This window comes from Mucilaginibacter myungsuensis, from assembly GCF_015222005.1.
Taxonomy (GTDB): domain Bacteria; phylum Bacteroidota; class Bacteroidia; order Sphingobacteriales; family Sphingobacteriaceae; genus Mucilaginibacter; species Mucilaginibacter myungsuensis.
In genome coordinates this window covers 700,157-714,897 of sequence record NZ_JADFFL010000003.1, presented here as the reverse complement: position 1 = coordinate 714,897, position 14,741 = coordinate 700,157, and the positions used below count along the sequence as shown (strand labels likewise).

At 45.3% G+C, this 14,741-nt stretch carries 17 protein-coding genes; 9 read left to right on the top strand and 8 right to left on the bottom strand.

Going from position 1 to position 14,741, the window contains the following annotated elements; genetic code table 11:
• Positions 1–133 precede the first annotated feature (133 nt).
• From gmd to rfbC, 8 genes are all read left to right on the top strand, one after another.
• On the top strand, positions 134–1,264 hold the full coding sequence (gmd, locus tag IRJ16_RS10955) for a GDP-mannose 4,6-dehydratase (protein WP_194111574.1): 1,131 nt from the start codon (positions 134–136) through the stop codon (positions 1,262–1,264).
• 8 nt (positions 1,265–1,272) lie between these two features.
• The gene (gene fcl / locus IRJ16_RS10950) at positions 1,273–2,205 is read left to right on the top strand and encodes a GDP-L-fucose synthase (RefSeq protein WP_194111573.1); all 933 of its coding nucleotides are present in this window, start codon (positions 1,273–1,275) and stop codon (positions 2,203–2,205) included.
• A gap of 104 nt (positions 2,206–2,309) precedes the next feature.
• Complete coding sequence (rfbD, locus tag IRJ16_RS10945) at positions 2,310–3,167, top strand: dTDP-4-dehydrorhamnose reductase (RefSeq protein WP_194111572.1); 858 nt, start codon at positions 2,310–2,312, stop codon at positions 3,165–3,167.
• Positions 3,164–4,021 carry a glucose-1-phosphate thymidylyltransferase RfbA gene (rfbA, locus tag IRJ16_RS10940; RefSeq protein WP_194111571.1) on the top strand — a complete coding sequence of 286 codons (858 nt, stop codon included), beginning with the start codon at positions 3,164–3,166 and terminating at the stop codon, positions 4,019–4,021. The genes rfbD and rfbA overlap by 4 nt, the downstream gene beginning before the upstream one ends.
• Positions 4,022–4,046: 25 nt before the next feature.
• A complete protein-coding gene (gene rfaE1, locus IRJ16_RS10935; RefSeq protein WP_194111570.1) occupies positions 4,047–5,006 on the top strand; it encodes a D-glycero-beta-D-manno-heptose-7-phosphate kinase in 960 nt (319 codons plus the stop codon).
• Positions 5,007–5,019: 13 nt separating this feature from the next.
• The gene (locus tag IRJ16_RS10930; RefSeq protein WP_194111569.1) at positions 5,020–5,583 is read left to right on the top strand and encodes a D-sedoheptulose 7-phosphate isomerase; all 564 of its coding nucleotides are present in this window, start codon (positions 5,020–5,022) and stop codon (positions 5,581–5,583) included.
• A gap of 33 nt (positions 5,584–5,616) precedes the next feature.
• Positions 5,617–6,666: a dTDP-glucose 4,6-dehydratase gene (rfbB, locus tag IRJ16_RS10925; RefSeq protein WP_194111568.1), complete on the top strand. Its 1,050-nt coding sequence runs from the start codon at positions 5,617–5,619 to the stop codon at positions 6,664–6,666.
• A gap of 2 nt (positions 6,667–6,668) precedes the next feature.
• Positions 6,669–7,217: a dTDP-4-dehydrorhamnose 3,5-epimerase gene (gene rfbC / locus IRJ16_RS10920; RefSeq protein WP_194111567.1), complete on the top strand. Its 549-nt coding sequence runs from the start codon at positions 6,669–6,671 to the stop codon at positions 7,215–7,217.
• A gap of 5 nt (positions 7,218–7,222) precedes the next feature.
• Here the strand turns inward: rfbC and miaA are convergent, their stop codons facing one another.
• From miaA to IRJ16_RS10885, 7 genes are all read right to left on the bottom strand, one after another.
• Positions 7,223–8,107, bottom strand: coding sequence for a tRNA (adenosine(37)-N6)-dimethylallyltransferase MiaA (gene miaA, locus IRJ16_RS10915; RefSeq protein ID WP_194111566.1), 885 nt, complete (start codon positions 8,105–8,107; stop codon positions 7,223–7,225).
• Between the two features lie 51 nt (positions 8,108–8,158).
• A complete protein-coding gene (locus IRJ16_RS10910; RefSeq protein ID WP_194111565.1) occupies positions 8,159–8,812 on the bottom strand; it encodes an IS1096 element passenger TnpR family protein in 654 nt (217 codons plus the stop codon).
• A 35-nt stretch (positions 8,813–8,847) separates the two neighbouring features.
• Positions 8,848–10,266, bottom strand: a complete 1,419-nt coding sequence (locus tag IRJ16_RS10905; RefSeq protein WP_194111564.1) for a CCA tRNA nucleotidyltransferase — start codon at positions 10,264–10,266, stop codon at positions 8,848–8,850.
• Between the two features lie 153 nt (positions 10,267–10,419).
• The gene (locus IRJ16_RS10900; protein WP_194111563.1) at positions 10,420–10,986 is read right to left on the bottom strand and encodes an L-threonylcarbamoyladenylate synthase; all 567 of its coding nucleotides are present in this window, start codon (positions 10,984–10,986) and stop codon (positions 10,420–10,422) included.
• Positions 10,979–12,106 (bottom strand): glycosyltransferase family 4 protein, encoded by a 1,128-nt coding sequence (locus IRJ16_RS10895; RefSeq protein WP_194111562.1) that lies wholly within the window; start codon positions 12,104–12,106, stop codon positions 10,979–10,981. Before IRJ16_RS10895 ends, IRJ16_RS10900 begins: the two co-directional genes overlap by 8 nt.
• Positions 12,107–12,312: 206 nt before the next feature.
• The gene (locus tag IRJ16_RS10890; protein WP_194111561.1) at positions 12,313–13,131 is read right to left on the bottom strand and encodes a 2,3,4,5-tetrahydropyridine-2,6-dicarboxylate N-succinyltransferase; all 819 of its coding nucleotides are present in this window, start codon (positions 13,129–13,131) and stop codon (positions 12,313–12,315) included.
• Between the two features lie 72 nt (positions 13,132–13,203).
• Entirely contained in the window at positions 13,204–13,665 is a 462-nt protein-coding gene (locus tag IRJ16_RS10885; protein WP_194111560.1) for a hypothetical protein, read from the bottom strand.
• Positions 13,666–13,716: 51 nt separating this feature from the next.
• On the opposite strand from IRJ16_RS10885, the gene IRJ16_RS10880 reads away from it, so the two are divergent.
• Positions 13,717–14,130 (top strand): RNA-binding S4 domain-containing protein, encoded by a 414-nt coding sequence (locus tag IRJ16_RS10880; RefSeq protein ID WP_194111559.1) that lies wholly within the window; start codon positions 13,717–13,719, stop codon positions 14,128–14,130.
• Positions 14,131–14,166: 36 nt separating this feature from the next.
• Here the strand turns inward: IRJ16_RS10880 and IRJ16_RS10875 are convergent, their stop codons facing one another.
• Positions 14,167–14,637, bottom strand: a complete 471-nt coding sequence (locus IRJ16_RS10875; protein ID WP_194111558.1) for a nucleoside deaminase — start codon at positions 14,635–14,637, stop codon at positions 14,167–14,169.
• Between the last annotated feature and the right edge of the window lie 104 nt (positions 14,638–14,741).

Sequence of the window (14,741 nt, the reverse complement as noted above, 5' to 3'; positions counted from 1 at the left end):
GTTTGTGAAAGATGTGTTTGAATAATTACAATGCATTATTTTCAATAATATCGGCCAGATTTTATTTAATTTTTATTATTTTAGCGATTAATATATAAAAGCTTCATTTACTGTAAAAAACATAAAAAATACCATGAAAAAAGTAGCTTTAGTTACTGGCGTCACTGGCCAGGACGGTTCTTATTTAGCGGAACTTTTACTGGAAAAAGGGTATGAGGTGCATGGCATTAAAAGGCGAGCATCTTCATTTAACACCAAACGTATCGACCATTTATACCAAGACCTGCACGAAGGAAATGTAAACTTTAAACTACATTATGGCGATCTGACCGATTCTACCAATATTATCAGGATCATACAGGAGGTTCAGCCCGACGAAATATACAACCTGGGTGCAATGAGCCACGTAAAAGTATCTTTCGATTCGCCTGAGTACGTGGCAAATGTGGACGGCATTGGTACTTTGCGGATCTTAGAGGCCATAAGGATATTAGGGCTTGAAAAGAAAACAAGGATCTACCAGGCATCCACCTCAGAATTATACGGAGGTCTGCCGGAAAATAAGAACGAAAAAGGATTTTACGACGAAAATTCGCCTTTTTACCCACGTTCACCTTACGGTGTGGCCAAAATCTATGGTTTTTGGATAACAAAGAACTATCGCGAGGCTTACGGCATGTATGCTTGCAATGGAGTTTTATTTAACCATGAGTCGCCGCGTAGGGGCGAGACCTTTGTAACGCGTAAAATAACCATGGCTACCGCTGCTATCGCCCTTGGAAAGCAAGAATGCCTATATTTAGGTAACCTGAACGCCCAACGCGACTGGGGACACGCAAAAGATTACGTGGAGGCAATGTGGCGCATACTGCAGCAAGATCAGCCCGAAGATTATGTGCTGGCCATGGGTGTAACAACTTACGTAAGGGATTTTGTGCGCCTGGCTTTTGCCGAGGTAGGTATCGAACTTACTTTTGAAGGGACCGAAGAGAACGAGATAGCCAAGGTTGCTAAGTGTAACGACCCTTCTTTTCAGCTTGAAATAGGTAAAGTGGTTGTACGTGTAGACCCACAATACTATCGCCCTACCGAGGTTGATCTTTTAATTGGCGATCCTACCAAATCCAAAACCAAATTAGGTTGGGTGCCAAAGTACGATCTGCAGGGATTGGTGCAAGAAATGGTTGCGTCAGACGTAGAGTTGGTTAGAAGAGAGAAATTGCTGATGGATTCGGGTTACGTTGTTTCGAACCAATTCGATTGATCTTTGCTATGGAAAAAAGTGCTAAGATCTACATAGCAGGCCACCGTGGTATGGTGGGATCTGCTATCTACCGCAAATTGCAGACCGAAGGTTATACCAATGTTATTACACGTACATCGGCAGAGCTTGACCTGCGCGACCAGCAAAAAGTAGCTGAATTTTTCGCGACGGAAAAACCTGAGTACGTTTTTTTAGCCGCAGCTAAAGTGGGTGGCATTGTTGCCAATAACACCTATCGTGCCGACTTTTTGTACGAGAACCTGCAAATACAGAACAACATCATCCATCAGTCTTACCTTAACGGTGTGACTAAGCTGATGTTCTTAGGTTCAAGCTGTATCTATCCTAAACTGGCGCCGCAGCCGTTGAAGGAAGACTATCTGCTTACCGGTCTGTTAGAGCCAACTAACGAGCCCTACGCTATCGCCAAGATAGCAGGCATAAAAATGTGTGATGCTTACCGCGCACAGTATGGCTGCAACTATATTTCGGTAATGCCTACCAACTTGTACGGTTATAACGATAACTATCATCCAGAAAATTCGCACGTGTTGCCGGCTATGATCCGCCGTTTTCACGAGGCTAAAGCTAATGGCACACCTACTGTGACTATTTGGGGTACCGGCACGCCCAAACGTGAATTCTTATTTGCAGATGATCTGGCCGAAGCTTGCTACTATTTGATGCAGAACTACGATCAGGAGGGCTTAGTGAATATTGGTACAGGCGAAGATATCTCTATTAAAGATCTGGCGTTTTTGGTAAGCAAAATTGTCGGCTATACCGGTAGTATCGATTTTGATACTAACCGTCCTGACGGTACGCCACGCAAGCTAATGGATGTTTCTAAACTGCATAGCCAGGGCTGGAAACACAAGATCGAACTGGAGGAAGGTATCGCTTTAGCTTACCAGGATTTTTTAAGTAAGCAAACCGCTTAAAACACAACCTCGACAACGTTTTTGTTGATATATTTGATAACGATAAGTAAATTCAGACCGATGTTTTGAATTTGCTTATCGTTATTTTTTTTAACACTAACCTGATGAATAACACATTAGTATTTGGCGGTTCGGGCCAGTTAGGGCAATGTCTTAAAGCAGTATCCACCCGCGACAATTTTGAGGGCTTGATCTTTACCGAAGAGCAGGGTGCAAATATATTAGATGTACCATCACTCGAGTTGCTGTTTCAACAACACCAGCCGCAGTATATCATTAATTGCGCGGCCTACACCGCTGTAGATAAGGCCGAGACCGATGTGGACATTGCCCGCAATGTAAATGCCGAAGGCCCCGCTAATTTGGCCCTGCTTTGCAAAAAATATAATACTACTTTCATCCACATCTCTACCGATTTTGTGTTTGCCGGTAATACCACGTCGCTGTTATCCGAAGATGATATTGCCGAACCGATCAGCGTGTATGGACAAACCAAGCTGGAGGGTGAGCAGGCGATAGCAGAAAATACCGATCAGTTCTTTATCCTGCGTACGGCCTGGTTGTACTCTGAGTTTGCCAACAACTTTGTTAAGACCATGCTGCGCCTTGGGGCCGAAAAGCCGGAATTAAAGATCATTGCCGATCAGGTCGGTACGCCTACTTATGGTGTAGACCTGGCCGGAGCTATACTACGCATTATCGCGTCGGGCAGTGATGCTTATGGTGTATATCATTACAGTAATGAAGGGGTGGCATCATGGTACGACTTTACCAAAGCTATATTTGATATTGCCGGTGTAAAAACCCCGGTGTTGCCTATCCGTACCGAAGAGTATCCTACCCCGGCGGCAAGGCCAAAGTTTTCGGTGATGGATAAAGCCAAAATAAAACAAACTTTTAATATCAATATACCCTACTGGCGCGACAGTTTATTATCTTGCATTAATATATTAGCAAAATGAAAGGAATTATCTTAGCAGGTGGCTCAGGCACACGCTTATACCCTATAACCAAAGCCATAAGTAAGCAGTTAATGCCTATTTATGATAAACCAATGATCTATTATCCCTTAACGGTTTTAATGCAGGCCGGGATAAGCGAGATACTGATCATTACCACGCCCGAAGATCAGGCCGGGTTTAAACGTTTGCTTGGCGATGGTTCTGAACTGGGTTGCCGCTTTGAGTATGCCGTGCAGGAAGTGCCTAACGGTTTGGCGCAAGCCTTTGTTATTGGCGAACAATTTGTTGGCGATGACAAAGTTGCGCTGATACTTGGCGATAACATTTTTTACGGTACGGGTTTTGGTGATCTGATCACCAGCTTTAACGATGTGGACGGTGCGGCGATATTTGCCTACAAGGTTGCCGATCCTGAGCGTTACGGCGTGGTCGAGTTTGACGATAATTTCACTGCTTTGTCTATCGAGGAGAAACCTTCACAGCCTAAATCCAACTATGCTGTTCCCGGTTTGTATTTTTACGATAACTCGGTTGTAAAGATCGCTAAAAATATCCTGCCATCCGCTCGCGGAGAGTACGAGATAACCGACGTTAACAGGGCTTACCTTGAACAAGGTAACCTGCACGTAGGCGTAATGGACCGTGGTACGGCCTGGTTAGATACCGGTACATTCGACTCTTTGAGTGATGCTACCGAGTTTGTAAGGGTGATAGAGAAACGCCAGGATACCAAAATTGGCTGTATAGAAGAGGTTGCTTATCAGCAAGGGTTCATCAATAAAGAGCAGCTTGCAGCTATCGCGCAGAAATATATTAAGAGTGGTTATGGCCAATATTTACTGAAGTTGGTTTAACTTTGCGTAAATTTTAATCTATATAATGCCATTTAATTTCCCGGCCGACGCTCATCAAAAACATATCTGTGTAATTGGCGACATTATGCTCGACCATTACATTTTTGGTACCGCCGACAGGATATCGCCCGAAGCTCCGGTGCCTGTGGTCGACATCAAAAGCGAACGATATACCTTGGGCGGCGCCGGCAACGTGCTCGAAAATCTAAATGCTTTCGGCGGTAGTGCGTCATTAATAAGCGTTTGCGGTATTGATGATGCAAGCACCATCGCCGAACAAGCCTTAGGTGATCTGCCTTTAGCATTCTTTAAGTTGGTGAAAGATGGTAAACGCCGTACTACCGTTAAAACCCGCGTGATGGCCAGTAAGCACCAGTTAATACGACTGGACAGTGAGGATAAGCACGATATTAATGAACAAGTACAGCAACAGATACTTGATCAATTAGCTGCTAACATAAGTAATATCGACGCTGTAATTTTATCAGATTATCGTAAAGGTGTACTCACCGCCGGGTTGGTAAAAGAGGTAATAAAGCTTTGCCGGCAACATGGCGTGTTAAGCATTGTCGATTCGAAAGTTCAAGATCTTTCTATGTACGCCGGGGCCGACCTGGTCAAGCCTAATAAAAAGGAAGCATCATTAGCATCCGGTATCAACATCGTAGACGATGATACCCTACTTAGGGCTTGCAAGCATATCAACAACGTAACTCAAAGCAAATATATCGTCGTAACATTGTCAGAAGATGGTTTGGCGATATTTTACGAAGGTAAGCTATCTAAAATGCCAACGCGTTCGTTAGCCGTGTCTGACGTTACCGGAGCAGGCGATACCGTAGTATCCGCACTTACCTTCGGTTTGGTCAATGGGTTGACCATTGAACAGGCGAGCGACTTTGCAAACCATGCGGCAGCAATAGTTGTTGCAAAGGTGGGTAGTGCTACGGCTACTATTGCAGAGATAAATGAAAGTTTTTCGTAATTAGAAAAGGATAATGAAGGATCAGACAGAACAACTTTTTGAACAGCATATTGCAGTAGCTAAATTAACTTTAGATGCGCTAAAGGATAAAATTGACCAGGCATCGCAACAAGTTATAGCAGCTATAAAAAATGGCAACAAGGTTTTGCTTTTTGGTAACGGTGGTAGTGCCAGCGACGCGCAACACATAGCGGCCGAATTAGTAGGACGTTTTGTAAAACAACGCCGGTCGCTACCATCTATCGCGTTAACTACCGATACATCTGCATTGACCGCTATTGGTAACGACTATGGCTTTGAACATATTTTTGAACGCCAGGTTGAAGGGCTTGCCGTAAGTGGCGATGTGCTTATCGGTATATCAACAAGCGGTAACAGCCCCAATGTATTAAAGGCGATAGAGCTGGGTAAAGCCATGGGCTGCAAAACTATCGGCTTATTAGGTAACGACGGCGGCAAAATTGCCGGGCAATGTGATATTGATATCACTATCCCTTCAAAAGCTACCGCACGTATTCAGGAAATGCATATCTTAATAGGCCACATCATCTGCACTTATTTAGACGATGAATATTAAAAGATAACAGAAAGATCAAACCATATCAAACAAATGAAAAGCATTTTAATTACGGGCGGTGCCGGCTTTATCGGCTCTGAAGTTGTTAGACAATTTGTAGTTAACCACCCCGACTATAAAATAGTTAACCTGGACGCGTTAACATACGCCGGAAATTTGGAGAATCTGAAACCGGTAGAGAACGCTGCTAACTATAATTTTGAAAAAGCTGATATTACTGATGCGGCTGCGATCAACGCCGTGTTCGAGAAACATGGTATTACCGATGTGATCCATTTGGCGGCCGAATCGCACGTGGACCGTTCTATTACTGATCCGCTGGCTTTTGTGCATACCAATGTTATTGGTACGGTTACCTTGCTTGAAGCCGCTAAGAAATACTGGAAAGAAGACTACAATAAACACTTGTTCTACCATATCTCTACCGATGAGGTGTATGGTACTTTAGGTGCCGAAGGTTTCTTTACCGAAGAGACCTCTTACGATCCGCACTCACCATACAGCGCAAGTAAAGCTTCTTCAGATCACTTTGTACGTGCTTACTACGATACTTATGGCATACAGGTTGTGGTTTCTAACTGCTCAAACAATTATGGTCCGTACCACTTCCCTGAGAAGCTGATCCCGTTATCGATCAATAACATTATCAATCACAAACCGCTACCGGTTTATGGCGATGGTAAATACACCCGCGATTGGTTATACGTGATCGATCACGCAAGTGCTATCGATCTGATCTTCCACAAAGGGAAGGTTGGTGATACTTATAACATCGGTGGCTTTAACGAGTGGCAGAACATCGATCTGGTTAAATTGCTTTGCAAACAAATGGACGAGAAATTAGGTCGCGAAGCAGGTGACAGCGAAAAACTGATCACTTTTGTTAAAGATCGCCCCGGCCATGATAAACGTTATGCCATCGACGCTACTAAGTTGAACAAAGAACTGGGTTGGTATCCTTCAGTAACCTTCGAAGAAGGTCTTTCTGCTACTATCGACTGGTATTTGAGCAACACCGAATGGCTGAATAACGTAACCAGCGGTAACTACGCTAAATATTACGAACAACAGTATAACCATTAATAATGACGGTCACTACCACACCGATACAAGGTCTATTAATTATCCAGCCACGTATCTGGCCCGACGACAGGGGCTATTTTTACGAGAGCTATAAAAAGAATGTATTAGCCGAAGCAGGCATTGTTGCCGATTTTGTACAAGACAATCAATCATTTTCTGAGAAAGGCGCTTTACGCGGTTTGCACGCCCAGGCCCAGCCATTTGCGCAAGGTAAACTGGTACGCGTGATCAAAGGTAAAGTTTGGGATGTGGCTGTAGATGTGCGTAAGAACTCACCTACTTATGGTCAGCATTTCGGTATCGAATTATCGGGAGAGAACCATACCCAGTTTTGGATTCCACCGGGTTTTGTACATGGCTTTGTAACTTTAGAGGATGATACCATCTTTAGCTACAAATGTACCAACTACTACGATAAGTCATCAGAATTAGGTGTGTTATGGAATGATCCCGCACTGGATCTGCCTTGGCCGATAGAAGGCTTGGATATCAAAGTATCGCCAAAAGATCAGGTACACCCTACGTTGGCCGATTTTAATTCGCCATTCTAAAAAGATCAATATAAATGGGTCAGTTCATCAGGGCTGACCCATTTTATTTCTTTGTCCTTATTGAACCAGGTCATTTGCCGTTTGGCAAAACGACGTGTATTCTGTTTGATCGCCTCGATAGCCGTTGGCAGATCTGTTCTACCATCCAGATAGTCAAAGATCTCTGAATAGCCGACCGTATTTAACGCGTTAAGATGGCGATAGGGCAGGACTGACTTCACCTCGTCTATAAGGCCTGCTTCTATCATCAGGTCAACTCTTCTGTTGATCCTGTTATAAAGCTCCTCCCGTGGCCACAAAATGCCGTATTTAATGATGTTGAATGGGCGTGGGTTGGACGCTGCTTTACGGAATGATGAGAACGGTTTGCCTGTCCCTTCAAAAACTTCTAACGCGCGGATGATGCGTTGTGGGTTATTGATATCTACCTGGGCGTAATAATCGGGGTCAACTTCTTTTAATCTTTCTTGCAGATGAGCGATACCCATCTGAGCAAGTTCCGAATTCATGCGCTCACGGATATCAGGATCGATATCAGGGAACTGATCAAAACCTTCGCAAATGGCTTTAACATATAAGCCCGATCCGCCGACCATGATCAAGGTATCGTGTTTTTTAAAAAGTTCGTCTAACAATGCTAAGCCATGCTGTTCAAAGTCGCCGACATTAAAACTATCATGGATGCTGTGCGAACCGATAAAATGATGTTTGGCTTGCGCTAATTCTTCGGGAGTGGGTTTAGCCGTGCCGATACTCATCTCGCGGTAGAATTGCCTTGAATCGGCTGATATGATCTCGGTACCTAACTTTTGGGCCAAAGCAATGCCGGCGGCTGTTTTGCCGCCGGCTGTAGGTCCTGCTATTACAATAAGTGTTTTTGTTTTATCCATGGCGAGGTATCAGCTATGAACTACGATCCATCATCCATGAACTAAAGGCGATCAATAATCATCACCGCGTCCGCCACGGCCGTAGCTTTCGCCTTCATCTTCCATATGTTCGTTATCAGCAAATTCGTCCATTTCATCGTCGGCATGGTCATCCTCATCGCTGCTCTCTGTGTTTTCGCCGTGTTCGTCAACTTCGGCAAAATCTTCGGCATCCTCAGGGTTAAATTCCACTTCGTTCAGGAAGTCGAAATCGTCATCAGTTGCCGCCGCAGCAGTAGGTACATCAACGTTAACCACCATTCTTGGTGCCTCGCCTACACTTTTAACAACGTACGGGTAAGTGATCTTTGGATCCTCGTCCAGGATGATCTTCATCAACTCAACATGGAAATCATACGGGCGATCAAAGTTGTACGTGTAATAAAATTTTTGGTGCGGATCATCAATAAAACTGCTCAGCTTCACTTTCTCCATTAACGCAATGCCGCGGTCCTGACGTTTTTGATTTGGTAAAAAAGTAAACTCTTCGCCTTTTACCCATTGATCGGTGCTTACATAAAAAGATGACGGACGCTCTGCATCGTAACCTGTAGACTTTTGGATACCACGGTGCAGATCTTCAAAAGTTTGGTTCGACTTGATGTCTATCTCTCTCGTTACGTCGTCGTAATCCTCAAAGGTTACCTTAAACCTGTATAATGCCATTGTGTTATAAGTAGATCTTGGTCAAAAATAATGTTTTAATTCAATTTGTCTTCTGCCACAACTTTTAAGCCAATTTCTTGGCCTTTTTTAATTGTGAATGCAATTGCCGCTTCTCTGCTGTTCTCTATGTCGCCTTCAAGTATGGCTTCGCGTATCTGGTTTTTGATAATGCCAACTTCACGCCCTTCTTTTAAGCCGAAAAGCTGCATAATGTCCGATCCGGTGACCGGCGGTTGCCAATTACGCACTTTATCGCGCTCTTCAACATCTTTTAGCTTTTGTTGCACCAGTTCAAAATTGTTACGGTACTTTTTAATTTTGTACTCGTTTTTGGTGGTGATGTCGGCTTTACACAACAACATGAGCGATTCAGTGTCCTCCCCAGCCTCAAAAAGCAAACGACGTACGGCCGAATCGGTCACTATCTCTTGCGCCAATACGATAGGGCGCATGTGCAACTGCACCAATTTCTGAGCAAATTTCATATGCTCATTTAGTGGCAACTTCAGTTGAGCGAATATCTTAGGTACCATGCGCGCGCCTTTATCCTCGTGCCCGTGGAAGGTCCACCCGTGGCCCGGTTCGTAACGTTTGGTGGCGGGTTTAGCAATGTCATGCAAAATGGCCGACCAGCGTAGCCAAAGGTCATCGGTAGTCGCACAGATATTATCCAGCACCTGCAGGGTATGGTAAAAGTTATCCTTATGCCCGCGGCCATCCACATAGTCCACCCCGTACAGATCGGTCATCTGCGGGAAGATCAAATGCAGCAGACCTGTATCGAACAAGTAATTAAACCCAACAGATGGTTTGGGTGATAGGATGATCTTATTTAACTCATCGGTGATACGCTCTTGCGATACGATCTTGATGCGTTCTTTATTATTCCTGATCGCTTCAACGGCATTCTCCGCTATCTTGAAATTCAGCTGCGACGCGAAGCGGACAGCCCGCATCATACGGAGTGGGTCATCAGAGAAAGTCTCGATAGGATCCAAGGGTGTTTTGATCAGCTTTTCTTCCAGATGCTGCATCCCGCCGAAAGGGTCTATCAACTCACCGAATTGATCTGCATGCAAAGCTATTGCCAAAGCATTGATCGTAAAGTCGCGTCGTTTTTGATCATCGTCCAATGTGCCGTTCTCTACAATAGGTTTGCGGGAATCAGAGCGGTATGACTCTTTACGTGCGCCCACGAACTCCACTTCCATGTCCTTATACTTTAACATCGCCGTGCCGAAGTTCTTGAATACGGCAACCTTTACATTCAGTTCTGCAGCCACGGCCTCGGCAAATTGGATGCCGTTGCCAAGTACTACGATGTCGATATCCTTTGACGGTCGCTCCAAAAATATGTCGCGCACAAAGCCTCCGATGGCATAAGCCTGCATACCCATTTCATCAGCCTTGCGGGCAATGACCTTAAATACGGGATGTTGGAGGTGTTTTTTCATTTGGCTGTCGTGTGATCTAACCACAAAGAGGCACTAAGGTTTGCGCAAAGGGCACAAAGGTTTTCTTGTTGCAAGGCATTTGTGTTCTTTGTGGTTTCTCTCTTTGTGTCCTTTGTGGTTGAACGGACCGCAAAGGTAAAAAAATAAGAGACGCTATCGTCTTAAAAACTCAAAACGGCCATCGGGCTGCAGGCGCATAATGGTGGACGGGCGTTTCTCGCCCATGTCATGCTGTTCCAGGTCAACTACGTAGTCTACGCCGTCGATGATCTCAGGGGATATCTGTCCAAAGTTTTTAGGCGATGGCTCGCCGCTGATATTGGCAGATGTGGATACTAATGGCTTGCGTAAACGCTGGATCAATTGCTTGCAAAACTCGTGGTTGGTAACGCGTACGCCAATGCTGCCGTCCTCAGCAATTAAAGCAGGGGAGATGTTCTTGGCGCCCGGCATTACAAGCGTAAGCGGATGCTCGGCGTACTCCATCAGATCGTAAGCTATCTCGGGTACGTCGTTAACGTAGCTTTGCAGCTTGTTATCTACGTCCAGCAAAATGATCATGCTTTTAGATTCTTCGCGCTGTTTCAAAGCGTAGATCTTTTTAACGGCTTCGGTATTTGATGCATCGCAACCGATGCCCCAAATAGTATCGGTAGGGTAAAGGATGATACCGCCGTTTTGCAGTACTTTTAGCGCTTTGGCAATTTCGTCTCTAAGCATTGTTCATTGTATTTTGGTAGACCGCCATTAATTGGGCGGCCAATTTATCGTCGTCAAAATTGCGGGCATATTCATGGCCGGTTGCTATCATTTTTTGTCTTAGCTCTGTATCGGTAAGCACACGGTTGATCTGGTAGGCCAGATTAATATCGTCATCAGGAATGGTGTACAAACTGCCTGGTCCGCCGGCTTCTTCCAGGCAAGATCCTGTAGCGGCGATCACCGGTATGCCCGATTCTAACGCTTCTAATATTGGTATCCCGAAACCTTCATACCGCGAGGGGTAAACAAATACGGATGCCGCTTGATACAGGGCGGGTAGATCGGCAAAATCGATATTGCTTAAAAAGATCATCCTGTCGGTCAATTGATATTGATGGATGACCCTTTTTATCAGTTCGGCGTATTCTTTCTGTTTGCCAACCACCACCAGTTTTAAGTTAGGCTCGGTCCGCGCCATGGCTTTGATGAGCACCAGCAGGTTTTTGCGCTCCTCGATGGTCCCGACGCTTAGGATATATTGGCCTTGGATGTTATACTTTTTAAGCACGGCCGCCTTTTGCTTATCTGTGCATACCGTTTTAAAACTCGCATCACATCCTTGATAAACTACGTCTATCTTTTGCGAAGGGACATCAAGCAGTTCTATCAAGTCATCCTTAGTGCGCTGACTAATGGCGATGATTCTATCGGCCACACGGCAGGCGTATCTTAATTTAGCCAAATAGATAGCCCTGCTCACCATCCCAAAATATTGAGGGAAACGTATAAAGATCAGATCGTGCACGGTAAGCACCGACTTAATGCCGCTTTTGCGGATGCCGTAGGGCAACTCATGACTTAAGCCATGGTAGATGTCCACGCCATCGCGCAGCAAATATTTGATGATGCCTTTAGTGCGCCACCATGATGTTAGCACTTGACGTTTGGGCAGGATGGTTTGTGTATTGCTTAACGCCGTGATAGGTTTGGTACGGGCGTTATCCTCGGACTTAGGGGTGTATAGGAAGTAGGAGTTGTTTGGATAGAACGACGCAAGTGTGCTTATTAACCAGCGACCGTAGTTGCCTAAGCCGGTGTTGTTGAGGAATAAACGTTTTGCATCGTAACCAATTCTCATGTTCTCAAATAAAATTTGTCATGCTGAGGAACGAAGCATCTTGAAGCTTAGATCATCGTTCTGCTAAACGTAAAATCCTTCGCGATGCTCAGGATGACAAAAAAGTATGTCATTGCGAGGAATGAAACAATCTCAGAGAACAAGCAACGAGGACCTGCCTATGAGATCGCCGCGTCGCTGCGCTCCTCGCAATGACAAATTGGGCTTTATACCGCCACGTTATTTTCTCTCAGAGCGTCATTTAACGACGTCTTCTTATCAGTAGATTCTTTCCTTTTGCCGATGATCAAAGCGCAAGGTACTTGATAATCGCCGGCAGGGAATGTTTTGGTGTATGAACCAGGGATCACTACCGAACGGGCAGGGACACGGCCCTTGTATTCGATAGGCTCGGGACCGCTAACATCGATGATCTTGGTAGATGCCGTCAGAACTACGTTAGCACCTAACACCACTTCTTCCTCAACGTGAACACCTTCTACAACGATTGCGCGTGAACCCAAAAAGCAGTTATCCTCAATGATAACCGGGGCTGCTTGTACTGGTTCTAACACACCACCGATACCCACACCACCGCTCAGGTGAACGTGTTTACCTATCTGCGCACATGAACCAACGGTAGCCCAGGTATCAACCATGGTACCTTCGTCAACGTAAGCGCCAATGTTTACGTAGCTTGGCATCATGATCACGCCTTTAGCCAGATAAGCACCGTAACGGGCACTTGCGCCAGGCACAACACGTACGCCGGTCTCTTTATAGTCGGTCTTAAGTTTCATTTTATCGTGGAACATGAAAGGACCGGCCTTGATCTCGTCCATCTTGCGGATAGGGAAATAAAGGATAACGGCTTTCTTGATCCAGTCGTTCACGTGCCAGCGGGTGCCTATGCGCTCAGCGACGCGAAATTCGCCTTTATCCAAACGTGCAACAACGGTTTCGATGGCGGTCATGTATTCATTCTCGGTAAGCAGGGCGCGGTCTTCCCACGCGTCTTCTATCAGTTTCTTTAATTCGGCAGGCATATTTAAATTTTTAGCAAAGTAAGGGATTTTTAGGGAAAATGTTTGATGGGTTTCAATTCCATCTGTTCGATATTATTTCTGTTTCAACGCTTTCATTACTTCGGCAGGTAATAAGCCCGAGTAATACAACGCAAAGAAGATACCGAACTGAATGGCGATAACGATGGCCAGCGCACTCCATATTGGTCTTGGATAATAATCATCGTCGGGGAAATGCTTTTTAAAGAATACCTCGGTCAAGAACACCCCACCTAAATAATTGATCAGCAAAGGCAAAAATCCTACATTCAAACGAAATAAACTGGCCACGATAGCTGATAGAAAAAAGTAACCGATGGATGCCAACAGGGCGTTGTAGGCCGCTTTTTTATATCCAACGTTCTTTAAGTTGATGAATAGCAACGCCCCGCCAAATATTGGCGATAGGATAGAAAATCCTCTTATCGCCCATTTAGAATAGATCTCGACAGCTCCTTCGCCATTATCTTCTTCTTCGGGTTGTATATCGGGTTCGTTGTAATGCTCTTCGGTCATATGGGTCAAATATAGGGTAATTGCGTAAATTTGTGGTTTGGAGAATAGATCATGCCCGAAAAAGAAAAACTAAGAATTGATAAATACCTGTGGGCCATCCGCCAGTTCAAAACACGTACCCTTGCGTCTGATGCCTGCAGGGCCGGGCGGGTTAAGCTGAATGGCAACAATATAAAGCCATCGCACGAGGTAAAGGTAGACGAGGTTTATCAGGTCTCTAAAGGCCCCGAACGTAAAGTAGTAAAGGTGACCGGTTTGTTAGAGAACAGGGTAGACGCTAAAACGGCTGTGCTATATTATGAAGATATTACCCCGGTAGAGCAGACCTCAGCTTTCCAAAGTATGTTCCACGCCCCGGTTTTAAAACGCGACCGAGGGACAGGCCGGCCGACTAAAAGGGATAGGAGAGAGATCGATGATCTGTTGGATGGGGATAAGCCAAGTGTGGCGGAGGAAGAAGAATAAACTATACCGTCATCGCTCGCTATGACTTGGTGGTTCCTAATAATCCGTCCTCAACTCCGATGTTCCCCACATCTTAAAGGCGTTCAAGGCTTCGTCGCGCATTAGTTGTACCACGGGCAGCTTGCGCTGATCCATGGGCAGGTCTAATTCATCGTAAATAAACTTATCGTCAAAGCCTATCTCGGCAGCGTCGGCTTTGGTGTTGGCGTAGTAGATATGGTCAATACGCGCCCAATAGATGGCACCTAAGCACATCGGGCAAGGTTCGCAACTGGTGTAGATCACGCAGCCTTCTAAATTAAAGGTCTCCAGTTCTTTGCATGCTAAACGAATGGCCGATACTTCGGCATGTGCGGTCGGGTCGTTGGTTGGTACTACCTTGTTGGCACTGCGGGCTACCACCATGCCATCCTTAACGATCACCGCGCCAAAGGGGCCGCCCTGGCCCTGCACTACATTGTTCTCGGCCAGCTCGATGGCCATGCGCATAAATTTTTCGTGACTCATAATTTATCAGATGCAAGATACAAGAGTCAAGATGCAAGAAATGTTTCAGAAAAGGTCTTGTTTCCTGACTCTATAAAAAAAGAAAACCCCGGCCAGGCGGCCGG